The organism is Sinomonas mesophila (genome assembly GCF_001999765.1).
Lineage (GTDB): Bacteria > Actinomycetota > Actinomycetes > Actinomycetales > Micrococcaceae > Sinomonas > Sinomonas mesophila.
This window is the reverse complement of record NZ_KV908324.1, coordinates 1-23,852: the sequence shown is the minus strand read 5'-3', so window position 1 is coordinate 23,852 and position 23,852 is coordinate 1. Positions and strand designations below refer to the sequence as shown.

Annotated in this window: 25 protein-coding genes and 1 pseudogene; 21 read left to right on the top strand and 5 right to left on the bottom strand. The window is 66.6% G+C overall.

Going from position 1 to position 23,852, the window contains the following annotated elements:
• Positions 1–61: 61 nt before the first annotated feature.
• The 14 genes from BV907_RS03940 to BV907_RS03885 all read left to right on the top strand — a co-directional run bounded on the left by BV907_RS03940 (position 62) and on the right by BV907_RS03885 (position 12,902).
• Positions 62–1,096, top strand: coding sequence for a YeiH family protein (locus BV907_RS03940; RefSeq protein ID WP_139346595.1), 1,035 nt, complete (start codon positions 62–64; stop codon positions 1,094–1,096).
• 209 nt (positions 1,097–1,305) lie between these two features.
• On the top strand, positions 1,306–2,334 hold the full coding sequence (locus tag BV907_RS03935; RefSeq protein WP_245827787.1) for a metallophosphoesterase family protein: 1,029 nt from the start codon (positions 1,306–1,308) through the stop codon (positions 2,332–2,334).
• 67 nt (positions 2,335–2,401) lie between these two features.
• Complete coding sequence (locus tag BV907_RS03930; protein ID WP_077488440.1) at positions 2,402–3,424, top strand: PHP domain-containing protein; 1,023 nt, start codon at positions 2,402–2,404, stop codon at positions 3,422–3,424.
• Positions 3,425–3,491: 67 nt separating this feature from the next.
• Positions 3,492–4,304, top strand: a complete 813-nt coding sequence (locus BV907_RS03925; protein WP_245827786.1) for an SDR family oxidoreductase — start codon at positions 3,492–3,494, stop codon at positions 4,302–4,304.
• 483 nt (positions 4,305–4,787) lie between these two features.
• Entirely contained in the window at positions 4,788–5,366 is a 579-nt protein-coding gene (locus tag BV907_RS19285; protein ID WP_245827785.1) for a glycoside hydrolase family 16 protein, read from the top strand.
• A gap of 200 nt (positions 5,367–5,566) precedes the next feature.
• On the top strand, positions 5,567–5,743 hold the full coding sequence (locus BV907_RS18700; RefSeq protein ID WP_175637362.1) for a hypothetical protein: 177 nt from the start codon (positions 5,567–5,569) through the stop codon (positions 5,741–5,743).
• A gap of 248 nt (positions 5,744–5,991) precedes the next feature.
• Positions 5,992–7,083, top strand: a complete 1,092-nt coding sequence (locus tag BV907_RS03915) for an LCP family protein (RefSeq protein WP_077488437.1) — start codon at positions 5,992–5,994, stop codon at positions 7,081–7,083.
• A gap of 272 nt (positions 7,084–7,355) precedes the next feature.
• Positions 7,356–8,168, top strand: a complete 813-nt coding sequence (locus BV907_RS19555) for a hypothetical protein (protein ID WP_077488436.1) — start codon at positions 7,356–7,358, stop codon at positions 8,166–8,168.
• 671 nt (positions 8,169–8,839) lie between these two features.
• Entirely contained in the window at positions 8,840–11,230 is a 2,391-nt protein-coding gene (locus BV907_RS03905; RefSeq protein ID WP_077488435.1) for an ATP-binding cassette domain-containing protein, read from the top strand.
• A gap of 79 nt (positions 11,231–11,309) precedes the next feature.
• On the top strand, positions 11,310–11,501 hold the full coding sequence (locus tag BV907_RS03900; RefSeq protein ID WP_077488434.1) for a PspC domain-containing protein: 192 nt from the start codon (positions 11,310–11,312) through the stop codon (positions 11,499–11,501).
• A gap of 191 nt (positions 11,502–11,692) precedes the next feature.
• Positions 11,693–11,884: a hypothetical protein gene (locus BV907_RS03895; RefSeq protein WP_077488433.1), complete on the top strand. Its 192-nt coding sequence runs from the start codon at positions 11,693–11,695 to the stop codon at positions 11,882–11,884.
• Between the two features lie 2 nt (positions 11,885–11,886).
• Positions 11,887–12,264 carry a DUF488 family protein gene (locus tag BV907_RS19755; protein ID WP_217697883.1) on the top strand — a complete coding sequence of 126 codons (378 nt, stop codon included), beginning with the start codon at positions 11,887–11,889 and terminating at the stop codon, positions 12,262–12,264.
• Complete coding sequence (locus BV907_RS19750) at positions 12,150–12,455, top strand: DUF488 family protein (RefSeq protein WP_217697882.1); 306 nt, start codon at positions 12,150–12,152, stop codon at positions 12,453–12,455. The genes BV907_RS19755 and BV907_RS19750 overlap by 115 nt, the downstream gene beginning before the upstream one ends.
• 99 nt (positions 12,456–12,554) lie before the next feature.
• A complete protein-coding gene (locus tag BV907_RS03885; protein WP_077488432.1) occupies positions 12,555–12,902 on the top strand; it encodes a cupin domain-containing protein in 348 nt (115 codons plus the stop codon).
• A gap of 112 nt (positions 12,903–13,014) precedes the next feature.
• On the opposite strand, the gene BV907_RS03880 is transcribed toward BV907_RS03885, so the two are convergent.
• Positions 13,015–13,374, bottom strand: coding sequence for a cupin domain-containing protein (locus BV907_RS03880; RefSeq protein ID WP_077488431.1), 360 nt, complete (start codon positions 13,372–13,374; stop codon positions 13,015–13,017).
• Between the two features lie 311 nt (positions 13,375–13,685).
• On the opposite strand from BV907_RS03880, the gene BV907_RS03875 reads away from it, so the two are divergent.
• From BV907_RS03875 to BV907_RS19745, 6 genes and pseudogenes are all read left to right on the top strand, one after another.
• Entirely contained in the window at positions 13,686–14,048 is a 363-nt protein-coding gene (locus tag BV907_RS03875; protein WP_077488430.1) for a cupin domain-containing protein, read from the top strand.
• Positions 14,049–14,167: 119 nt separating this feature from the next.
• Positions 14,168–14,845, top strand: a complete 678-nt coding sequence (locus BV907_RS03870; RefSeq protein ID WP_139346594.1) for an aspartate/glutamate racemase family protein — start codon at positions 14,168–14,170, stop codon at positions 14,843–14,845.
• A 32-nt stretch (positions 14,846–14,877) separates the two neighbouring features.
• Positions 14,878–16,164 (top strand): 3-oxo-tetronate kinase, encoded by a 1,287-nt coding sequence (gene otnK / locus BV907_RS03865; protein ID WP_077488428.1) that lies wholly within the window; start codon positions 14,878–14,880, stop codon positions 16,162–16,164.
• Entirely contained in the window at positions 16,146–16,790 is a 645-nt protein-coding gene (otnC, locus tag BV907_RS03860; RefSeq protein ID WP_077488427.1) for a 3-oxo-tetronate 4-phosphate decarboxylase, read from the top strand. Before otnK ends, otnC begins: the two co-directional genes overlap by 19 nt.
• A gap of 46 nt (positions 16,791–16,836) precedes the next feature.
• Complete coding sequence (locus tag BV907_RS03855; protein ID WP_245827784.1) at positions 16,837–18,138, top strand: MFS transporter; 1,302 nt, start codon at positions 16,837–16,839, stop codon at positions 18,136–18,138.
• A 258-nt stretch (positions 18,139–18,396) separates the two neighbouring features.
• Positions 18,397–18,562, top strand: a pseudogene (locus tag BV907_RS19745) (IS1634 family transposase); the annotation flags it as partial.
• Between the two features lie 107 nt (positions 18,563–18,669).
• Here BV907_RS19745 and BV907_RS03850 read toward each other — a convergent pair.
• The 3 genes from BV907_RS03850 to solA all read right to left on the bottom strand — a co-directional run bounded on the left by BV907_RS03850 (position 18,670) and on the right by solA (position 21,889).
• Entirely contained in the window at positions 18,670–19,614 is a 945-nt protein-coding gene (locus BV907_RS03850; protein ID WP_077488425.1) for a phosphoglycerate dehydrogenase, read from the bottom strand.
• Positions 19,615–19,939: 325 nt separating this feature from the next.
• On the bottom strand, positions 19,940–20,614 hold the full coding sequence (locus BV907_RS03845) for a haloacid dehalogenase type II (protein ID WP_077488424.1): 675 nt from the start codon (positions 20,612–20,614) through the stop codon (positions 19,940–19,942).
• A 90-nt stretch (positions 20,615–20,704) separates the two neighbouring features.
• The gene (gene solA, locus BV907_RS03840) at positions 20,705–21,889 is read right to left on the bottom strand and encodes an N-methyl-L-tryptophan oxidase (protein ID WP_077488423.1); all 1,185 of its coding nucleotides are present in this window, start codon (positions 21,887–21,889) and stop codon (positions 20,705–20,707) included.
• Positions 21,890–22,059: 170 nt separating this feature from the next.
• Here solA and BV907_RS03835 point away from each other — a divergent pair, with 170 nt between their 5' ends.
• The gene (locus tag BV907_RS03835; RefSeq protein WP_077488422.1) at positions 22,060–22,980 is read left to right on the top strand and encodes a LysR substrate-binding domain-containing protein; all 921 of its coding nucleotides are present in this window, start codon (positions 22,060–22,062) and stop codon (positions 22,978–22,980) included.
• Positions 22,981–23,254: 274 nt separating this feature from the next.
• On the opposite strand, the gene BV907_RS18690 is transcribed toward BV907_RS03835, so the two are convergent.
• The coding region (locus BV907_RS18690; protein WP_077488421.1) for a PDC sensor domain-containing protein at positions 23,255–23,852 on the bottom strand (598 nt) is incomplete at its 5' end.

The window sequence follows — 23,852 nt, the reverse complement described above, 5'->3', positions numbered from 1 at the left end:
ATATGGCCGCATGCCGGATTGCCGTCTACTGGCATCGGGGGAGGCCCGGGAGCATGGGAGCATGGCCGTCCTGACGCGCACCGCGCCCCGCCCCGTCTCCCGGGTTCCCGCCGCGCACGCGCGCGTCCGGATCGTTGGTCCGGGGCTGGCCGTGGCGCTCGCCGTGGCGCTCGCGCTCGCCGGGCTCGCGGGCCTCATCCCCGGGCTGAGCCCGCTCCTGGCCGCCATCGCGCTCGGGATCGCGGCGCGCAACGCGGGTCTCGTGCCAGAGCGGCTGGCGCCGGGCCTCGCCGTCGCGGCGCGCGCCCCGCTGCGGCTCGGCATCGTCCTGCTCGGCCTGCAGCTCTCCCTCGGCGACGTGGCCGCGCTCGGCTGGGGCCTCCCCGCGCTCGCGGCCGCCGTCGTCGTGCTCGGCATCGCGGCCACGATCGGCGTCGGGCACCTGCTCGGCGTCCCGGCGCGGCAGGCGCTGCTCATCGCGTGCGGCTTCTCGATCTGCGGGGCCGCGGCCGTCGCCGGCGTCGAGTCGGTCGTCAAGGCCGAGGAGGAGGAGACGCTGACCGCGGTGGCGCTCGTGGTCCTCTTCGGCACTCTCATGATCCCGGCGGTTCCCCTGCTCGCCGCCGCCCTGGGGCTCGACGACAGCACCGCCGCCGTATGGGCCGGGGCGAGCGTGCACGAGGTCGCCCAGGTCGTCGCGGTGGGCGGGGCACTCGGCGGCGGCGCCCTCGCGCTCGCGGTCACCGTCAAGCTCGCGCGCGTGCTCATGCTCGCCCCCGTCGCCGCCGTGCTGGCGTGGCGCGCGCGCAGGGCCAGCTCCGCGGACGGGTCGCGCCGGCCCCCGCTCGTGCCGCTCTTCGTGCTCGGCTTCGCGGCGCTCGTCGCCGTGCGCAGCGCGCTGCCGGTCCCGGGGGACGTCCTTGCCGCGGTCTCCGGAGCGCAGACGGTCCTGCTCACGACGGCGATGCTCGCCCTCGGCACGGGCGTGCGGCTGCGCTCGCTCGTGCGGCGGGGAGGGCGGACGCTGGCGCTCGCGGCGGCCTCGACCGCCGTCGTCGCCGGGCTCGGGCTCGGCGGGGCGCTGCTCGTGGCCTAGCGCCGGGGGCAAGCTCGACGAGGCCATCTCGCACGTTTCCTTGGGCATGACCGGATCCCTGCCCGCCGGCCGCATATGACTAATCCACAACGCGGGTCTCCCGCACGCGATCGCGCGGTGCCATTCTTGAACGCATGAGCGATGGAGCCAATGGCCACAGCGCGCCGGGCCCTCCCCAAGGGCGGGCCCGGTGGGGACGCGGCCGGATCGTGGCCGCGGCCGCGGCCGCCCTTCTCCTGCTTGCCGCCCTCGTGGCGACGGTCCTCCCGGCCATGCAGGCATCCAGGCCTCCGGTGGCCTCGCCGACCATCACGAGCGTGATCCCGACCGAGACGCCGACGATATCCCCGGCCACCGGTGCGTTCACGTTCGCCGCTGTGGGTGACATGAACCCTGACGGGAACACGTCCACAAGTTCCGCCTCAGGTAAGAACGCGGCCAGCATCGCGTCCGGCCTGAATGACGGATCACTGGACAACTTCATCGGCCTCGGTGACTTCCAGTACAGCGTCGGCTACTGCGCTGATCTCGTGAACGAGTACCACAAGCTGTGGGGACCGGTGGTGCCGAAGACGTTCTGGACGGCAGGGCCGAACCATGACGTGCAGCTGGGACGGAACGACGACCTGGACAGGTACATGGACGGGCAGTGCCCCGGTTCGACCGCGAAGTCCGCGACCAGCCAGCATCTGGGCCGGTTCCAGGACGCGCTGGAGTGGTACTCCTTCGACAAGGGCAACTGGCACATCCTGGCAGCACCTACAGCCGCGTGGCGCTACAGCGCCACCCGGGCACGGGCCATGACCGCGGAGATGGACGCTGACCTGAAGGCGGCGAAGGCGGCAGGCAAGCACCTCGCTGTCGTCTACCACGACCCGTACTTCACCTCTGATACAGAGAGCCATGCCCGGTTCTCGCAGGCCAAGCCCTGGATCGAGGTGTTCTGGAGCAACCGAGTACGGGTCCTCCTGTCCGGCTCGCAGCACAACTACGAGCGGACCTGCCCGGTGAACAACGCGGACCAGTGCGTCGATGACGGGATGCAGCAGTTCCAAGTGTCAACGGGCGGCATTGGGCTCCGGTCCTTCACGTCGGACCCGGCCTACGTGGAGAGGAAGTTCAGCGACACATGGGGGCATCTGCGGATGACCCTGAACGCTGACGGCTCGTATTCCTGGAACTTCGTTCCTGTCCACGGTGGTATGCAGACGGACAGCGGAAACCGCGCCGCTCCATAGCGGTGAGCAGCGCGCCGAAGGTGCCCTTCGGCGCGTCGAACGCCCCGGACTGGGCAATAGGTCCAACGTGGACCCCGTGGAAGCCCTCAGCGAGATCGCCTTCTGGCTCGAGCGCTCGCTCGCGCCGAGCTACAAGGTGCAGGCGTTCCGGCGGGCGGCCGCGGCGATCGCCCCGCTCGCGCCAGACGACGTCGCCGCCCGCGCGCGCGACGGCCGCCTCAGGGCGATGGCGGGCATCGGCGAGCGCACGGCGCAGGTGATCCGCGAGGCTGTCGAGGGACTCGTGCCGGCGTACCTCGAGGCGCTGCGGGAGCGCGCGGAGGAGCCCCTCGCCGAGGGCGGGGACGGGCTGGCCGCGCTCCTGCGCGGCGACCTGCACAGCCACAGCGACTGGTCGGACGGCGGGTCCCCGCCAGAGGAGATGGCCCGGGCCGCGCAGTGGCTCGGCCGGGAGTACCTGGCGCTCACAGACCACTCGCCGAGCCTGGCCATCGCGCGGGGACTCAGCGCCGAGCGGCTGGCCCGGCAGCTCGAGCTCGTCGCCGAGCTCAACGAGGGGTACGACGACGGCGGGTTCCGCATCCTGGCGGGGATCGAGGTGGACATCCTCGAGGACGGCTCGCTCGACCAGGAGCCCGGCATGCTCGACCGGCTCGACGTCGTCGTCGCGAGCGTGCACACCAAGCTGCGCTCGCTGCGCGGGGCCATGACGCGGCGCATGCTCGCGGCCGTCGAGGACAGGCACACGGACGTCCTCGGCCACTGCACGGGACGGCTCGTCACGGGATCCCGCGGCACCCGCCCCGAGTCAGAGTTCGACGCCGCCCGGATCTTCGGCGCGTGCGCGGAGCACCGCGTCGCCGTCGAGATCAATTCGCGGCCCGAGCGGCAGGATCCGCCGGACGCGCTCATCCGCGAGGCGCTCGACGCAGGCTGCCTCTTCTCGATCGACAGCGACGCCCACGCGCCCGGCCAGCTCGACTTCCTGCAGCTCGGTGCCGCGCGCGCGGAGGCCAACGGCGTCCCCGCCGAGCGCATCGTCACGACGTGGCCGCGGGGAGCTCTGCTGGAGTGGACCCACCGTAGGTAGCGGCGCGGTTTCGGCCCGGCGGCCCTCGGGTAGGCCTCGGATGCCAGCCAGGAGAAACGAGGACACTGTGGACACCGACACGGGAAACACCGCACCGCTCACCGCGATCGTCACCGGATCCGACTCGGGCATCGGCCGGGCCACCGCCGTCGCCCTCGCCGAGGCCGGCATGGACGTCGGCATCACGTGGCACACGGATGAGCCTGGCGCCCAGCAGACGGCCGAGGAGGTCCGCGGCCACGGCCGGAAGGCCGTCGTCGCGCGCCTCGACGTGTCCGACGCCCCCGGGTGCGGCGACGTCGTCGACCGCCTGGCCGAGGAGCTCGGCGGGCTCGACGTCTTCGTGAACAACGCCGGAATGGGGGCGAACGAGCCCTTCCTGGAGATGGACTACGGACGCTGGCGCGAGATCGTCGCGACCGACCTCGACGGGGCGTTCGTGTGCCTCCAGCGTGCCGCGCGGCGCATGGTCGACGCCGGCCGGGGCGGCAGGCTCATCGCCGTCACGAGCGTCCACGAGCACCAGCCCCGCGTCGGTTCGGCGGCGTACGACGCCGCGAAGCACGGCCTGGGCGGCCTCATCAAGACCATGGCGCTCGAGCTCGGCGAGCACCGCATCACGGCCAACTCCGTGGCCCCCGGGGAGATCGCGACCCCCATGACAGGGCAGGAGGACGAGGACCCGCGAGGCATCCGGCGGCCTGGCGTGCCCCTCGGCCGCCCCGGAGACGCGCGGGAGGTCGCGGCCGTCATCGCTTTCCTCGCCTCGCCCGCGGCGGCGTACGTCACCGGGGCGTCATGGACGGTCGACGGCGGGATGCTCCAGATGGGCCCGCAGGCCGGCTCCCATCTCGAAGACGACACGTGGCGGAAGGGCTGAGGCTCGCGCATTCGATCGCGCAGTGCCATTCTTGACCGCATGAGCGACGCAGCCAGCGGTCACAGCGCGCCTGGCCCCCAAGGGGGGGCCCCGTGGCGACGCGGTCGGATCGTGGCCGCGGCCGCGGCCGCCATTCTCGTGCTGGCCGCCCTCGTTGCTTCGGTCCTTCCGACTATGCAGCCGTCCGACCCCCCGGCAGCCTCGCCGACCACGATGACCGAGAGCCCGACCCCAACGCCGACTGAACCGGGTGGGGGAACGACGACAACCCCGACTGAACCGGGTGGGGGAGCGACCCCAACGCCGACTGAACCGGGTGGGGGAACGACGACAGCCCCGATTGAACCGGGTGGGGGAACGACGACAGCCCCGATTGAACCGGGTGGGGGAACGACGACAACCCCGATTGAACCGGGTGGGGGAACGACCGCGGCGGCGGCGCATGGCTGGGGGAGCCCGGTCGCGGGCGACGAATTCAACTACATGGGCGTTCCTGACGCTACTAAGTGGAACGTCTACAACTCCGCCGGCCACGCAGGCAAGGGCGTCCGTTCCCCCGCGCAGACCAGGGTGAACGGCGCCGAGCTGGTGATCAACGGCAACCCTGACGGAACTACTGCCGGCATGTCCGCGAAGTTCGCAAACCAGAAGTACGGGCGCTGGGAAGTACGCATCGCCGCCTCGGGCGACGACGAGTACCACATGGTGTCGCTCCTCTGGCCTGACTCGAGGAATTGGCCATGCGACGGCGAAGTGAACTACGCCGAGACCAACGGGCATTGGGACGCGATCAAGTTCCACCTGCACTACTCATGCTCGAACTCCCAAGTATCAGCAAGCAAGGCCCTGGACGTGGCACAGTTCCACAACTACGCACTGGACTGGTCCCCCGAGGGGATGGTCGGCTACGTTGACGGCGTGGAGTGGTTCCGTGATACCAATCCGGCGCATCAGCCCCCGGGCCCGATGCACCAGACGCTGCAGTTGGACTGGTTCCCCGATTCCTCGGCCGACGGTGCCGCCGAGATGCGCGTTGACTGGGTACGGGTCTACCCGAGATGAATCCGTGACGGGGACATTGACACAAGTTCGGCCACAGCAAAAATGGAGCGCTGTGACCGGAATCAACCCGCCCGGGCCTGTGTGCTCAGTCACAGAATGATCTCAGGGCTGTACCGCTCTGGATACTGTGGGAGCTGGCTGCCTCGACGAGGAGGCGGCCAGGAGCGCCGGCTCCTGAGCATCAGAGAAAGCAATGACGCATGACCTTTGAATCTCACTCCGTGACCCTCAAGATCTGGGACCCCGCCACGATCGACCACACGCTCGACGAAGCCATCTCGCACGTATCGGCCAAGGCGAACGCCCCCAAGGACCGCATCAAGGTCACCCGCAGCGGGCCCGACGTCTTCACGGTGAGCCTCGCCGAGGACATCTAGGACTCGACCTCCTCCGCGCCGGCGGACCGTGTCGAGTTCGCCTCCGCACTCGTCGGCCTCGTGGACGGCCTCCCGCACCCGGGAGGCCGTCTGGAGCATGTACGCGAAGCGGAAGTGCTGCGCCCGCCGATGACCACGAGCGCCCCGGTCTCTCCCTTCGGGATGACGGGATCCCTGCCCGCCCGCAGTACATTACAAACCCACAACGCTGTCTCCCGCCTGCAATGGCGCAGTGACATCCTGATCGCATGAGCGACGCAGCCAATGGTCACAGCGCGCCGAGCCCCCAAGGGCGGGTCCCATGGGGAAGCCGCCGGATCGCGGCCGTGTCCACGGCCGCCGTCCTCCTGCTGGCCGCCCTCGTGGCAACAGTCCTCCTGACCATGCAGCGGTCCAACCCACCGACGGCGTCGCCGACCACCACGAGCGCGAGTCCGAGCGAGACGCCCACGCCGACGCCGACGCCCGAGACCCCGCCGCCTCCACCCCCTCCCACCCTGCCGGAGCTCCCCCCGGGGGTCCTGAACGTCCTGGTCATCGGAAGCGACATCCGGGGCAACGCCCGCGAGGCGGCCGATCGGCAGGCCGCAACGGGGGAGAGGGCCGACCACCGCGCCGACATGCTCATGCTCATGCACATCCCCGCGGACCGGCAGAGGGCCTACGGCATCTCGATCATGCGGGACACGTGGGTCTCCATCCCGGGATACGGCCAGTCGAAGGTCAACGCGAGCCTCGAGATCGGCGGCCCGCCGCTCGTCGTCGAGACGGTGGGAACCCTCCTCAACACGCGCATCGACCACTACGTCATGATCGACTTCGAGGGGTTCAAGGTCCTCACCGATGCCCTCGGCGGCATCGACGTCGACGTTGCAGTGCCGTTCACCGCGACGCATGACACGGGGCACACGTTCACGCCCGGCATCAACAGGCTCGGGGGCCAGGCGGCCCTCGAATTTGTCCGGGAGCGCTACGCCTTCATTGACGGCGACTACCAGCGCGTGCGCAATCAGCAGGCGTTCGTGCGCGGCATCATGGCGCACATGCTGGGCACGGGGAAGGTCATGGACCCGGCGAGCGCGATCGGCGTGATCGGCGCGGTGGCGCCATACGTGACGACTGAGCCGGGCTTCGATGCGATGGCCATGGCGACCCTCGCCTTCGGCCTGAGGGGCATCGATCCTGCCGCGAGCGTCTTCTTCACCCTGCCGACGGCGGGCACGGGCTTTTCGGCCGACGGCCAGTCCATCGTCCTGCCGGACTACGCCGGGATCGCCGCGGTCCGTGACGCCCTCGCCGTGGACGGCATGGCCGCGTACGCGGCGGCCCGCGGGCTCTGAGGCCCCGGATCCCCGAGCGGCGTCGTCGTTGGACGGCGCCGCTCGCGTGTTCGAATACCTATCCCGCGCGGCCGAGTACGCATAGCCACAGCATTTTCACGTGGCCGACTACTCGAATTCACGCGGTGTGGCTACACAATTCTTGAGCGACTACGTGAATCGTCCCGAGACGGTACTCTAATCGCCTCGGAATGCTTTACGTCCCTATCGGCGCTTGAAGATCTTTGAATCTCAGACCGGAATCAAGACCGGTCCCGATCAGAGGTTCATCGATGGCACCGACCTCAGCACTCAGGCGCGCCTCCATCACGGCGCTCGCCGCCCTTGCGGGCCTGCTGGCGGTCTGGGGCTTTACCGCCGCGGTCCCGCCCGCGCCGGCGCCGGCTGCTGTTGGCGAGGCCCCGCCGGTGCAGGACGCCGTGGAGGAGCAGCGGGCCATTGCCCAGCGGGCCAGCGTCCTCGAAGCCGAGGCGGCCAGAGTCCGCGCCGAGCAGGCAGCGGCGCAGGCCGCGGAAGAGGCCAGGCTCAGGGCCGAGCGCGAGGCCGCCGAGGCAGCACAGCGGGCGGAGGCCGAGCGCCAAGCGGAGGCCGAGCGCCAGGCCGAGGCCGCTCGGCAGGCTGAGGCCGAGGCGGCTGCCCGGCAGGCCCAGGAGGCACAGGCAGCCACGGCTGCCGCCGCTGCGGCAGCCGTGGCAGCTCCCCCTCCGGCCCCGGCGCCCGCCCCGGCCCCGGCGCCTGCTCCGGGCCCGGCGCCTGCTCCGGGGGCCTACATCCCGGTCGTCGGAGCTGGGGGACAGGCGGCCGTCGATGCCTGCGCCGGCCCCGTCCACTTCACGCCCGTGACGGTCTCGATCAGCATCGCCGAGCATGACTTCTGCGGCGGCTGGGCGAGGATGGGCTGGATCCAGCCGGGCACGGTCGTCACGGTCCAGGGATACGGCACCTTCACCGCCTACGGGCGCATGGTCGTCCCCAAGGGTGCGCAGCAGGGCGTTCTGGCCGGATTCGCCGGCGGTTATCCGCCGATTTTCCTCCAGACGTGCATTCCAGGCACCACTGATATGCTCCTGATCGCCCTGCATTGAAATTCGGAGTTGAATTGGGGCGGCGGACTGGCGAGAGCGGCCGATAATTCCTGAATTTTGATCCGACGTGCTGTTGCGTGGCCCCACGGAATAATTCCGCAGGGGCCACGGACGATTTTTGTTCGGCAGAAACTCCTGAATTCGCACGACGCCGGTGGCAGGTGGGGAGCATCCGATGCCCGGCCTTCAAGGCTCGCTTCCGCCGCCAGAGCCCCGAGGATCCGGCTCCGGAACCGGCTCCGCCCCTCGCGACATCCCTGGGGGCGTTGCATCCCACCTCGGACCTCCCGCCGGAATTCGCAGGGAGACGCCCTGCGCTGCCAGTCAGCCACGGGGCCCAGCGGCCATTAGTAATACAAGCAGTTGTTCTCTATTCGACCCCCGGCCGATAGGTTTCCTTTCGCCCGTGGGGCAAATTTCAGACGGCTGCCCACGTGTCGCCGCCCTTTCTGATCCGCATTCAGCCGCGGCCGAATGGGCCGGACGTCACGAGGAGGGATGCCGCCTGCGTGGCGAAGCAGGTCACGAGGCCGATCAGGAATCGAGAAGTGGCCGTCGGGGCCCGCAGCTAGCATGACTGCCATGGACATCACGATCCAGACGGGCTTCCTGCCGCACGACGATCCAGGAGCGTCCCTGAGCGGTTCGCCCTGCCACGAGATGGAGGACATATGAGCACGCTCGCGACGGGGGACACCCAGGCGGAGGCACAGCACGTGGCCGACAGCCATGATCTGATCCGCGTGCACGGTGCGCGCGAGAACAACCTCAAGGACGTGAGCATTGAGCTGCCGAAGCGGAGGCTCACCGTCTTCACCGGCGTCTCCGGCTCGGGAAAGAGCTCCCTGGTCTTCGCCACGATCGCCGCGGAGTCGCAGCGGATGATCAACGAGACGTACAGCGCGTTCGTGCAGGGCTTCATGCCGACGCTGTCCCGGCCCGAGGTCGACGTCCTCGAGGGTCTCACGACCGCGATCATCGTCGACCAGGAGCGGATGGGGACGAACCCGCGCTCGACGGTCGGCACCGCCACCGACGCCAACGCGATGCTGCGGATCCTCTTCAGCCGGCTCGGGGAGCCGCACATCGGATCGCCGAACGCCTATTCCTTCAACATCCCCACTGTCCGCGCCAGCGGCGCGATCACCGTCGAGCGCGGGAACAAGACCAAGGCCGAGAAGGCGACCTTCAACCGGCTCGGCGGGATGTGCCCGCGCTGCGAGGGCATGGGCTCCGTCAGCGACTTCGACCTCACCGCGCTGTACGACGACGGCAAGTCGCTCAGCGAGGGCGCTCTCACCGTCCCGGGCTACAGCATGGACGGCTGGTACGGCCGCATCTTCAGCGGCAGCGGCTTCTTCGACATGGACAAGCCCATCCGCAAGTTCACCAAGCGGGAGCTGCACGACCTCCTCTACCGCGAGCCCACCAAGATCAAGGTCGAGGGGATCAACCTCACCTACGAGGGCTTGATTCCCAAGATCCAGAAGTCGATGCTCTCGAAGGACGTCGATGCCCTGCAGCCGCACGTGCGCGCCTTCGTCGAGCGGGCGATCACGTTCCAGACGTGCCCCGAGTGCAACGGCACGCGGCTGAGCCAGGAGGCGCTGTCCTCGAAGATCAGGGGCAAGAACATCGCCGACGTGTGCTCGATGCAGATCACCGACCTCGCCGAGTGGATCCGTGGGATCGACGAGCCCTCGGTGGCCCCGCTTCTCGCCGGCCTGCAGCACCTCCTCGACTCGTTCGCAGAGATCGGGCTCGGCTACCTCTCCCTCGACCGGCCCTCGGGCACGCTCTCCGGCGGCGAGGCGCAGCGGACCAAGATGATCCGGCACCTCGGTTCCTCGCTGACCGACGTCACGTACGTCTTCGATGAGCCGTCGATCGGGCTTCACCCGCATGACATCGAGCGGATGAACACCCTCCTGCTGCAGCTGCGGGACAAGGGCAACACGGTGCTGGTGGTCGAGCACAAGCCTGAGATGATCGCGATCGCGGACCACGTCGTCGACCTCGGTCCCGGCGCGGGGACGCACGGCGGGACCGTGTGCTTCGAGGGCACCGTGGAGGACCTGAGGGGCAGCGACACGACCACCGGCCGCCATCTGGACGACAGGGCCGCGCTCAAGCCCGCCGTGCGTCCGTCCGCCGGGGCCCTCACGGTCCGGGGGGCCTCGACGCACAACCTCAAGGACGTCGACGTCGACATCCCGCTCGGCGTCCTCACCGTCGTGACGGGCGTCGCGGGCTCGGGCAAGAGCTCGCTCATCCACGGCTCGGTCGCAGGCCGGGACGGCGTCGTCGTCATCGACCAGGGCGCGATCCGCGGCTCGAGGCGCAGCAACCCAGCCACGTACACAGGCCTGCTCGAGCCGATCAGGAAGGCGTTCGCGAAGGCCAACGGCGTGAAGCCCGCACTGTTCAGCTCCAACTCCGAGGGCGCGTGCCCCACGTGCAACGGCGCGGGCGTCATCTACACCGACCTCGGCGTCATGGCCACCGTCGAGTCGACGTGCGAGGAATGCGAGGGGAAGAGGTTCCAGGCCTCCGTGCTCGAGTACAGGCTCGGGGGACGGAACATCGCAGAGGTCCTCGCGATGCCAGTCGCCGAGGCCGAGGAGTTCTTCTCCGACGGCGAGGCTCGCACCCCGGCAGCCCACACCATCCTCGACCGTCTCGCCGACGTCGGGCTCGGCTACCTGACGCTCGGCCAGCCACTCACGACGCTCTCCGGCGGCGAGCGGCAGCGGCTCAAGCTCGCCACCCAGATGGCGGAGAAGGGGGACGTCTACATCCTCGACGAGCCGACCACCGGCCTGCATCTCGCCGACATCGAGCAGTTGCTCGCCCTCCTCGACCGGCTCGTGGATTCGGGGAAGTCTGTCATCGTCATCGAGCACCACCAGGCCGTCATGGCCCACGCCGACTGGATCATCGATCTCGGCCCGGGAGCGGGGCACGACGGCGGGCGGGTCGTCTTCGAGGGCACTCCCGCCGACCTCGTCGCGGACCCCTCGACACTCACGGGCAAGCACCTGGCGGCCTACGTGGGCGGCTGACGAGTGCTGACGGCGCCGTCGGGTTCGCCTCTCCTGCTCGACTCTGGAGCGGGCGGGCGCGCCGGAGTAGCGTGGCGGCATGACAACAGCCCTTGTGCGCCCCCGCCATGGACGGATGATCGGCGGCGTGTGCGCGGCCCTGTCCGCCCGCTTCGGGATCCCGAAGTTCATCGTCCGGCTGGCGTTCGTCATCTTCGGCCTCTTCGGCGTGGGTGAGCTGGTCTACATCGCGCTCTGGATCCTGATCCCCAAGGCCCCGGCGGGGCAGTAACCCAGCACGGACCAGCCGTGGGAGCCGTCCTTCCATGTTCGCCGGGCTGCCAGCTGATCGTTGGGAGTAGCCCTCCCGGGTCGGGCAAGTCGACGACGGCGGCCTTGGTCGCGGATCGCTTCGCAACGAGTGCCCTCGTCGAGGGGGACCGCTCCTTCGCGTTCCTCCGGCAAGGCGTCGTTCCGCCCTAGATGCCAGCTGCGCACGACCAGAACACCGCCGTCGTCGAAGCCGCAGCGCGAGCCGCCGGGCGCCTGGCCGGGCACTGCGACGTCGTCTGCGACGGCGTGATAGGCCCGTGGTTCATCGAGATCGAGCGCGTGAAGACCCGGACGGGCCAGGACCTCACAACGACGCGGATCAGGCGTGGCAGTAGGCTCTGACCATGACGGCCGCGCGCACGCTGCTGCTCACGGTTGGCCACGGCGCCGCAACTGCAGAGGACTTCCAGCGCCTGCTGCGGGCGGCAGAGGTCGCCTCCATCATCGACGTGCGGATCGGGCCAAGCAGTCGGAAGCACCCGCACTTCGGCAGGGGAGAGCTGGAAGCGTGGTTGCCTGCGGCTGGGATCGCGTACCGCTGGGAGAGGCGGTTGGGTGGGTTCCGCAAGCTCCCGGCCGGGTCACCCGACGTCGCCCTGCCGCCTACATGCGTACACCGGACTTTATCGCCGCGTTGTCGGGTGTGCTTGCGGAAGCAGCAGAGCACCGCACAGCCATCATGTGCAGCGAGACGGTGTGGTGGCGGTGTCATCGTCGGCTGATCGCCGACCACGCTGCGCTGCTCGAGGGTGCCGACGTGTCCCACCTCATGCCTCCGGGGGCGATGCGTGGCGCATCCGCCGACCGAGGGCGTCCGGGTGGCGGGGGACCAGCTGCTCTACGACGTGTGTTGACCCTCTCAGGACCGTGGGGAGAGGGGCCAAGGGCATCTCTTGACCCCCGCTTCAAGTAATGTCACCACAGCATTCCCATCGCCATCTCCTCCTAGACATCACCTTCGGGGGGCCTTAGTATTGTCGACAATTGACGATCTACGAGGAGGAGAGGCTTCATGCAGCCTTACGTTTACGTGCCTGCAGACAAGATCCAGGGTGAGCTCGAGCCCAACGGCCACCGCGCCGGCTACGACTCGGGTGACCCCAAGACGGCCATCCTGAAGTTCGACACCGCCTTCAAGACCGGTGTCTGGGAGTGCCAGCCCGGCGGTTGGAACATCACCCCTCGCGAGGACACCGAGGTGTGCTACATCGTGAGCGGCCGCGTGCGGGTCACCGACAATGGCTCCGGCAACGTCTACGAGGTCTCGGCCGGCGACGTGGTCGTGCAGCCCAAGGGCTGGACGGGCCGCTGGGAGGTCCTCGAGACCGTCCGCAAGGTCTACTGCCACGGCTTCGACTGAGCTCGATTGACCTGAGAGTCAGCCTTCCAGCCTGACAATCTCATCTTGCGCGGGTCGTCCCCCTTGGGGACGACCCGCGCGCATTTCTGCAAGGCGGCGGGATTCTAGCTGGCTACTCAGCAGAGGCGGGCACGTCCCTCACGACCCACATCTTGCGGACGGTTTCGTGGATAATCCACGTACCCTCCCAGCCCGCCGGCATCACGAACAGGGTTCCCGGACCGATGTCAAAGCTGGTGCCATCCGCTTCGGTGATGGTGGCGGACCCGCTCAGAATCTGGCAGATCTCGTCATTCTGCCGGACGGTCTTGGACACTCCCGGGGTTGCCTCCCAGATGCCCACCTTGAAGTCGTCCCTGGCCCACAGGCGGAAGGACACATCCGTCTGGCCGGGCGTCACCGAGTTCTCCTTGGGAGTGTGCTCTCCCGGGTCCGCGGTGGTTGCGTCCTTCAAAACGGTGGCCTTGATCAAAACTGCTCCTTCTGTCGCATCCTTGAGTCCGTCTTCAGGGGGTTTGTTCTGCTTCCAGTCACAGAACGTATCAGCCAAGAAGAGCCGGGTTGAGCCCTCCCGGGACAATGCATTGTTTCCCTGAAGGCAAGAATGGTGCGCGGCCCGGAAATGCAGTGACCACTGCATTTCTTTCGTCAGCAGAAATAACGTGTTGCCCTTGAGGCAGTCCGCCAGCGTCTTCTTGTTTGCTACGTTCGTCTGGCTGGACGCAGTGCAGTCCCGGAATCGGGACGATCGCACGAGCGGCTCAAAGACGAAAGGGAGCAGCCATGGTCAAGGCGACCGTCATGAGTGACGCAACCACCGCGGATCCGGGGGAGCGCAAGCCGAAGGAAGCCTCGCTGACCCCCGGCCAGACGGAAGTGTCTTTCCGTCTGTGGACCAAGGACGACTTCAAGGTGGGCATCTGGGAGGCAACTCCGGGAGTGTCCAAGAGCACCCGCCCCGGCTACGACGAGATCTGTCAGATCTTGAGTGGGTCCGCCACCATCACCGAAGCGGATGGCACGAGCTTTGACATCGGCCCGCGAACCCTGCTCGTGACTCCTGCCGGCTGGGAGGGCACGTGGACCATCCACGAAACGCTTCGCAAGGTGTTTGTTGTCAAGAAAATCCCAGCCTCGACTGACTAGGGGCGATTCCACAGTCTCGTTCGCCCTCAAAGAAAGAAGATCGTGAGCTCACCGTCGAGCATCATCGATCCCTCGCCCTGTCAGTGACTCTGGACAAGTAACCCGTGGGAGCCCCAACAGTGAACGACACCCCGCTGCTTGCAATGCTGCATACAGTCCCCGGCCTGGTGACGGATATGGAAGCCCGGGCCGCGGACGCGGTTCCCGGCCTCCGCGTCCTGCACTATGTCGACGAGTCGTTGCTCCGAGACACCGTGGCCAAGGGCACGACACCACGACATGTTCGTCGGCGACTGGTCAACTATGCCCGCTATGCGGAGGAATCAGGTGCGCAGGCATTGTTGGTGAGCTGCTCCTCCATCGGCGAAGCGGCAACCGCCGCCCAGGACTTTGTCTCCATTCCTGTCCTGCGCATCGACACCCCGATGGCCGATCTGGCCGTAGCATCCGGCGACAGGATCGGCGTGATCGCGACCGTGTCGGCGACTCTTGGACCCACTACCCGGCTCGTCCAAGCCGCAGCCGAGAGGCACAACAAGTCGCCCGCCATTACAGCCAGAAAGGTGGACGGCGCATTCGACGCCCTGCGCGCGGGGGACCGGAAGATGCATGACACGTTGGTCCTCGCCGCATTCTTGGAACTGGCAGCGGAGTGCGACGTCGTCGTTCTCGCCCAAGCGTCCATGGCCCGTGTCGTCAAGCGCACCCAAGAACAGCCTGGAGGACCGATCGTCCTTACGTCCCCTGACTCGGGCATGACCCAGCTCAGCACGATCTTCCCCTCCAAAGACTCATAAGAAAACGCTTCTATCGGAGAAGGATTCCGGCCATGTCAAACACCCCAACGAAAGCCGATGTCCCGTGGCTCGGGGTTATCGCCGATGATTACACGGGTGCCTCCGACGTGGCCGGCACCCTTGTGCGTGCCGGGATGCGTGTGGTGCAGACCTTCGGCATTCCCGAGCCGTCGATGCAGCTGCACGACGTCGACTGCATCGTCATCTCCCTGAAGACCCGCAGCGTGCCCGCCGCCGAGGCTGTGGAGGAGTCTCTGGCGGCGGCGCACGCCCTCAAGTCGTGGGGCGTTCAGCAGCTCTATTTCAAGTACTGCTCGACGTTCGACTCAACCGCCGAAGGCAACATCGGTCCCGTGGCAGACGCGCTGCGCAACGAGTTCGTCTCGGACGGCCAGGTCACGGTGGTTGCTCCGGGTACTCCGGCCCTGGGCCGGACTGTGTACAACGGTGTGCTGTTCGCTGGCATGGACCTCCTGCAGGAATCCTCCATGCGCCACCACCCGCTGACCCCGATGTCCGGCTCGAACGTGCCGAGGCTCCTGCAGGCGCAGACCAAGACCCTCGTCGGTCACGTTGGCTACAACGCAATCGAAGCCGGTGCGGCGGCAGTCCAAGCGCACTTCCAAGCCCTGAGCACCGCGTCCATCGGGTACGCCGTCGTCGACACCCTCGATGACCGCCATCTGACAGTGCTGGGTGCCGCGCTGCTCGATCATCCGCTTGTCACCGGAGGATCAGGGCTGGTTGGCGGGCTGGCGATTGCCCGTGGGTCCCGCGTTCAACCAGAATCGGCGCGGGTGACCCGGCCAGCAGGTCCGGCAGCGATCGTCGCAGGCAGCTGCTCGGAGATGACGAGAGCCCAGATCGACACGTTCCGCCAGTCACGCCCCTGCTTCCTCGTCGACCCTGTCGCCATCGCTGAAGGACAGGACGTGGTCGGCGAAGCGCTTGACTTCGCGCGCAAGAACATGGAGGACGGCCCGGTCCTGATCCATTCCACCGCCTCCCCGGAGGAGGTATCGAGGGTCCAGGGGCAGCTGGGCCGGGCCCGGGCCGCCGAGATGACCGAGGAGAGCCTCTCCACGATCGCCGAAGGGCTCATCCGCCTGGGCTGTCGACAACTGATCGTCGCCGGCGGAGAAACTTCCGGGGCTGTCGTCCGCAGCCTCGGCATCAGCACAGCCCGTGTCGGCAGGGAAGTCACCCCTGGCGTGCCGTGGCTGACGACGGAAGCCGACGACGAGCTGGCCATCCTGCTCAAGTCCGGGAACCTTGGAGACCCGCGACTCTTCCTTGACGCATGGGACCACGATCGGTGACCGACGTGGACAGCCGCAACGAACTCGTCCGCTTGGCCAGGTCCTTGCACCAGAGAGGCTTCACCAGGGGAACGTCCGGGAACCTGAGCGTACGCGTTGCTGGCGGAATGCTGGTCACCCCAACCAACGTCTCGCTGGGTGAACTCAGAACAGACGACCTGGCCATGGTTTCGGACGCCGGCGAACACCTTTCCGGCGGCCGCCCGTCCAAGGAGGCATTCCTGCATTTGGCGATGTACCGGGCGAGGCCCCAGGACCACGCAGCAGCCCATGTGCATTCCACCTACGCCACAGCGCTCTCGTGCCTGGACGACGTGGACGACGATGACGTCCTGCCGCCCTTGACGGCCTACTTCGTCATGAGGGTCGGGCGGCTGGTCCGGTTGCCCTACTTCGCACCCGGCGACCACGGGCTGGGCGAGACTGCCGAAAGGGCCGCAGTCTCAAGCCGGGCCCTGCTGCTGGCGAACCACGGGCCGATCGTCTCCGCGCCCTCCCTGGCACAAGCAGTGGACGCTGTTGAGGAAGTGGAAGAGACCGCCCGCCTCTTCTTCCTCCTGCAAGGCCACGCGATCCGGCCCCTCCAGCCCGCACAGATTGCCCACCTCTGCGCAGGGCGTGCCTAGGACCGTGCAGCTAGGTCTTGTCACTGCTGGACCTGCCCCGCAACTGTTGCTGGCCAGCCAGTTGATTTTCCATATCGGCTTCTATTCCGTGGTGCCGTTCCTCGCAGGCGTCATGCGGGACGACTTCGGCATGGGAACCTTGGCGGTCGGGATCGTTCTTGGCGCGCGCACCTTTGCACAGCAAGGATTGTTCCTTTTCGGTGGGGCGCTTGCCGATCGATGGGGAGCGCGGCAGTCAATGATTGCGGGTTGCCTGGTACGGGTCGCGGGCTTTCTGCTTTTGGCGTGGGCATCGGACTTCCCCCTATTCCTCTTGGGCGCCGTGGTGACGGGCATTGGTGGGGCACTGTTTGCTCCTGCGATGCAAAGTCTTGTGGCCTCTGTTGCCGAACGGCGCTTCGCCGAGAAAGGCGGCAGACAGGACGACCCCGCACACTGCGCTGCCGCACGGAAAAACCATGGATCCACACTCTTTTCATTGTTGGTGGTCTGCGGCGAAGTAGGCACCGTTGTAGGCCCGCTCTTGGCAACTCTTCTACTCAAAACGGGCTTTGACACCGCCCTTCTGGTCGGGGCAGGTGTCTTTGCTGTCATGGCTGCAGTATTCCTGTGCTTCCTGCCGAGGTCACATCGTGACGCCCCCAAAACAGCAGGCAGGAAGACCGCCTCCTCACCGGCGTTGGGCCTATGGTCCTGCCTTAGGGAGAAGCAGTTCGTCCGGTTCGCGGCCTTCTACAGCGTCAATCTCCTGGCGACCAACCAGCTGTATTTCGGGATGCCAGTGGAACTGGAGCGCAGCGGAGCAGGAGCAAGTGCGTTGGCAGTGGTCTTTGCCTACGCATCGGTCCTGACTATCACCCTTCAGTGGCCCATAGCGCGGCTCATGCGCAAAGCCGGACCAGATGTCGCACTTCCCCTCGGCTTTGCCCTGCAGTCCCTTGGCTTCGCTTCCATGGCAGCCTTGGCTGTCATCCCTCCGCCAAGCGGTCTCCCCATGTTGCCGGCCCTCTTGCTCGTCACAGGTCTTGCCCTCGGGAATATGTGCGTGATGCCCATGGCCATGGGGCTGGTCATGGAGTTCGCCGCCGGGCGCCCTACAGGCGCCTATTACGGGCTGCTCGCCACTGCAGGAGGTCTCGCCGTCGTCTTCGGCAATGCGGCCCTGGCCCCGCTCTACGAACTGGCCTACAGGCCGTCAATCACTGCATTCCCTCCCTGGCTTCTCCTGTCGCTCTTCGCAGCGACAACGGCAACATTCATTCGCCGTTTCGTCCCCAACAGCGCGCCCAGAGACCGCCACACCTTTGTCCCTCTGCGTGGTCGCCGGCCGAGACGAGTTCGAACATGACCTGATCGCCGAGCTCCTTCTGAACCGCGGCTAGGTCCTCCGACAGGTGCTGTTTCACGGACTACAGGTGCTGTTTCACGGACTATTGAGGGTGTTCTCATGCCGCCGTGTGGCGTTCATCAGAGGGGTGCGGACGGCCTTGGGGGCTACGGCGGTGCAGATCGCGGAGTAGGTGCGCGGGCGTCAGCGTCGCGGAGCACGTAGGCTCGGCGCAAAGGGAGGCCGAGCTTGGCGTGCTTCTCGAGCCCGCCCGTGAGCCTGCGCGCCGAACCCGGCTGGGACGTCGACCAGCATCCGGGCTCCTGGCGGGCCGAGTGGGCCTACCCCCATACGAGAGCCGCCCGCGACGGCAAGACGCTGACCGCCCAGGGAGAACCGTGCCCGCGAAGCCATCTTCGACGGGCACAGGTCCACCCGGACACCTCCGCCGCATCCGCGACGCCGTCGAGGCCCAACCTGACCAGCGTGTTCACTCCGCTGGCCCTCCGCGGATTTCTGACGTGGCGTTGCCTGATCCCATTCAATGTGGAATCAGGCAACGACATGGATCGGTTCGCGGCCTTCGAGAACATCGATGACCGCGTGGGCGGCCGCGATGCCGGCGCGGTCTCGTGCCTCGATCGTTTGTCCGGCCAGATGGGAGGTGATGAGGACGTTGTCCATATCCCGGAGCCGGTGGCTGGCGGTCAGTGGTTCATTTTGGACGACATCGAGCGCCGCTCCTGCGATCTGGCCTACGGAGAGGGCGTCGGCCAGTGCTCCTTCGTCGATGAGGGAACCGCGGGCAGTGTTAATGAGGATGGCAGTAGATTTCATGGCCTGCAGGAAGGAGCGGTCGACGAGGGGGGGAGCGGAGCTCTCGGAGCGGGTATGAAGGGTGAGGTAATCGGCCGCGCTAATCGTCGTCTGAAGATCGGTGAACCGGACCGCGGAATCCGAGGGGACCGGATGGGATGTGCTGACGATGACTGTCATTCCGAGGGCGCAGCCGAGCCGTGCCACGGCCCGGCCGCTGGGTCCGTAACCAATGATGCCTAGAGTGGCCCCCCGCAGTTCACGACCGGCACTGCGCGGCCAGTGGCCGTTCTTGACCGATTGGATGACACTCGGGAGGCTTCGTGCTGCCATAACCATCAGGCCGATGGTCATCTCTGCGACCGCGTCATGGTTCACCCCAGGGGTGTTGCAAACCCGCATGCCGTGTCGTTGGGCGGCTGCAATGTCGATCGAGTCGTAGCCCACACCGCTGCGGGCGATGACTTTCAGCGAAGCTGCACCGGCGAGCATGTCGGCGGTGACCGGTTCACTGGCCAGAATGGCACCGGCGGCGCCATCGAAGAGCGATAGCCGCTCGGCATGTGTCCGCGGTCCACGCGAGGGTGAGTAGATGGTATCGAGGCCATGCATTCGGAGGAGCCGGTCAACCTTGTCTCCGGGGCGCAGGTAGTCCGTGGTGATCAGAATGCGGGCAGACATAGTACGAGAGGTTCCTCTTCATGAAGTTCACGGGGGTCAGGGCATGATTCTGCGCGATGCCGGGAAAATTTTTCAAATGCTCCGGATCATCGATCACATCTTCGGCTTCTTTCGCTTCTCAAATGGGAGGCCGTAATCGGGGGAGAGGCAGGGGTAATTGTCGGCGGGGGCATGCTCGCGGTCGAGACCACTGGGCGACTTTCAGACATCTGAATGACGATGAAGCTCGGAAGCCCGAGGCCCATGGAAAAAGCGAACCCCGGGCGGTGCAAAGACGCCTGCCAGCAGTTGCTGGCAGGCGTCTTAGGGTGAAATGGCCGCTCTCTCAGAGACCGAGGAGCTTGTTCAGCTCGTCCAGAGACTGAACAGTGTGGATGTTGTAGCCCGGAGCGAAGGGTTCAGCGCCACGGTCCAGCATGACGAGGTCCCGGAAGCCCAGGTTGAACATCGGGATGTGGTCGTACAGGGGGTGCGAGGAGACATGCAGGAAGTCCTCAGGCTTGGCGTTCAGGCTGTCCAGCATGTACTCGAACGCCTGAAGGCGCGGCTTGTAGGCTCCGGCCTGCTCAGCGGTAAAGACAGCGTGCCACTCTGCACCGAGCTTGGGGATGCTGATGTCGAGGAAGCTGTTGTCCGCGTTGGACAGAGCCACCAGCTTGTAGTTGTCGCCCTGGAGCTTCAGGGCAGCCGGCACATCCTCGTGGGCAACGGCGTCGCGCACAGCCTGAGCGAGCTCTGCGCCGGCGCCGGGGGTCGGCCCGATGCCAAACCGCTTGCAGGCGCGGTCAAAGGCGTCCTGAAGGATCTGCTCGTAGGGCTTGTAGTCACCCTGAACCTCGTCGAACCGGTATGCACGGAAAATCTTCTTGAAGGCCAGCCACTGCTCGTCGGGGATGCGGCCATCGAGCAGGCGCTGAGTCGTGGGATAAATAGTGAAGTTGATCAGCGTGCCGTAGACATCATAAGAGATGTACTTCGGCCGGAAGTTCGTGTCTGCCATGATGAATCTCTTTCTTTGTATTTTGCGGGCTAGGTCTTCAAAATATTGCCGCCAGACAGGGGCTCACCACTGGTTGGAGGATCGCTGCTCTTAGCTCAGTGCCAGTGAGGCGAGTCGCGTGTCCCCTTCGCGGAATCTGGCGGGGTTCATGAAACCGACGTCGGTGGCGGTCGTTCCGTCCGTCAGGAGATCGGCGGCGATGGCTCCCAGTGCCGAGGCCAGCTTGAAGCCGTGGCCTGAGAAGCCGGCCGCTGCGATGACGCCCTCCATCCCGGGGAAGCGCCCGAACAGGCCGGTCGTGTCAGGCAGATGACCGTCCGCACACGTGGCAACCCGGACCGGGTCCGGAATCAGTCCGGGAAGGAATTCACGAACCCAGGCCCTGATGGTTTCCATGAACTGCGGATCCCACGTGAGGGGCTTCTCCATGGACTCAACCTCGTCCAGATAAACGCTCCCGACAACTTTCATCGTCCAACCGTCAGCGCTCGGGAACCCGTAGAACCGGCCCGGGTTCGACCTCCCGGCCTCCTCAACCCTCCTCATGAAGACCGGCATGTCTTCCCTGCAGAATGCTGAGGGATCCACGGCCGGGAACCAGGTCAGGATCTGCGGCCGGACGGCAAGGTGAACACCGAGTTCCTTGCAGAGCGCCCCGGCACCGTTGCCCTGCGAAATGACCACCCGAGAGGCAATGATTTCTTCGTGATCGGTCCGGACAATGTAGCGGTCACCGTACGTCTCAATGCTGTGTGCTTTCCGGTTGCCCAGGAACTTGGCGCCTAGCCGTGCAGCCTCCAGCAGGGCGGCAGTCACGGCCTTCTCCGGATGCAGGTAGCCTCCCTCAGGGTCAAAGACGGTAACATCCGAGTCCCTGATCACATGCTCGGGATACATTGCTCTGGCCTCATCGCCCCGTAGAAGCTGGTAGTCGAGGCCATGGTCCTGCGCGGCGGCAAGGAGTGGCGCCAATCCCGGATTGTGCTCGTCATAGATCGTGACGGCGCCAGTAGTGCTGAGCAGCTCGCTCCCGCTGATCTTCTCCAGATCGCGCCACAGATCCTGGGCTCTCTGCAGGAGGGGCGTGTAATGCCCGCCCTCCACATACAGCTTGCGGAAGAGCCTCGATTCCCCGGCGTAGGCAGAGAAGGGGCCCGGGATCGAGAACCGGTCGAGTCCGATGACCCGCAGGCCGCGGGAGGCGATCTGCCAACTCGCCATGCTTCCTACCGAGCCTACTCCGACGATCACAACGTCCGTTTCGAGTGCAGTCATGCTTCTACCCTGCTTTCCCTTGTTGCACGCCGTCGTCCCGGTTCCAGGCCTGCTTCTGTGGGGCCAAACCCTTGCCTGCGCCTCCAGTTTGATCAGCGTAAGCTACAAGAAGAGGCGCCAGAAGGGCGCCTGAGACAATGTGTTGTTTCCAATGACGAAAGAAGCAGGAGATGGATCTCACCGCGATCGATGATTTGGAGTTTTTTGAACAGATTTCCCGCTCACAGAGCCTTACCGAAGCGGCCAGGAACTGGGGGAAGTCGGTGTCCGCGGTGAGCAAGCGCCTCGCCCGGCTTGAGTCGCGGCTGGGAGTGCCACTGGTCCGGCGCAGCACGCGTCGGCTGACCCTCACCGAAGAGGGCCACCGTTACGCATCGGGGGCCGCGGCCATCCTGCAGCAGAAAACCGACCTCGAAGAAGCCCTCTCCGTGCAGCATGGTGAGCTCAAGGGACGCATCAGCGTGCATTCGAGTCTAGGGATCGGCCGCAAGCACATTGCACCGCTGTTGGGCGAGTTCGTGCGGCAGCATCCGCTGATCCAGATAGACCTCCAGCTATCTCCGCTGCCTTTGAATATCTCTGGCACTAGTTTCGACATCGCCATCCGTGTGGGAGGACTCTCGGATTCACGGCTCAAGGCGAAACTCCTAGCCCGGAACCGAAGGATTGTGTGCGCGGCGCCAAGCTACATCGAGAGCGCCCCGCCGCTTCGGACCATCAGGGACTTGGAACTGCACAACTGCATCGTCCTGCGTGAAAACAACCCCGATTACTCGCTGTGGCGCTTCGGGACGGACGGGCACGAGTACGTCGATGTTAGGGGCAGCATGATCAGCGACGATGGGGACGTGGTGACCAACTGGTGCGTCCAGGGCATCGGATTGATCATGCGCTCCACATGGCACGTCAATCCGCTGATCCAGCAAGGAGTACTTCAGCACGTTCTCCCGGAGATCGAGACGCCCAGCGCCGATGTATTTGCTCTGTATCCTGCCGTGACTAGGACGCCTCGGCGGATCACCTCGGCCATTGAACACCTGCAGCAGGGTCTTGCAGCGAGGCTAGGCTCCTCAAGTAGTCCGGCAGACTAACCAGGACACTGCCCACTGAGTAGGACTGCCGGTTCCTCGGGGCTCTCGCATCCAAACAACTCCCGTTGCCTAAATGGCCGCCCTCAGGGGTTCCCGGGACGAGGAGCGCGAGCAGGCCTCCAAGGCTGACATAGACCAGGGCGGTTGGCGACGGAGTCCGAGTCCAACGATATCGACGTCCGGTCGAAAGTGCTGACGGACCCTGCCCGCCGTCGGAGCGCGGCGTCCGACCATGCCGCGCCGCAGGTCAGCTCTCACGGGTAGCGGTCTGCCGTCAGCTGCTGTGCGGGGCGACGTGGAGGCGCCAGGGGACGGCTGGGAGGTCGAGGGTGTGCCCGGCGTTCCGTTCGGGGGTGAGGACCTCGCCGATGAGGCTGCCGGCGTTGGTGGCGATGACGACGTCGAGCTGGTCCACGATGCACGAGCCCGGGGGCAGGGCGTCGAGGAGCGGGGCGAAGTCGGCCTGGAGGTGGCTGATGAGGACGTCGGCCGTGGCCGCGCCGGCCACCTGCCCGTCCCGCATGACGCGCTTGCTGAAGCTGATGATGTAGGCGTTGGAGCCGTTGGCGTCCACGTAGGCGTAGCTGCTCTGCACGGCGTGCTCCGTGCCCTCGCGGGGCCACCAGGGGGTGCTGGCGAAGTCGTAGAACTCGAGGTCCATGTCGAGCCGCTGCGGCGCCGTCCGGCCGGGGGGAACGTAGGACCAGATGGTCTCCGCCTCGCCGAAGTACGCGGCCTCGGTGAAGAAGCCCAGGCCGTAGAGGACGGGCGAGGCCTCGTCCAGGGTGCGGTGGGCTATGTCGTAGACGCCCTTGAGATCCTCCGGGGTCGGCCGGTCGGCCGTGGCGTCGAGGGCGGCGTGGACGGCGTCC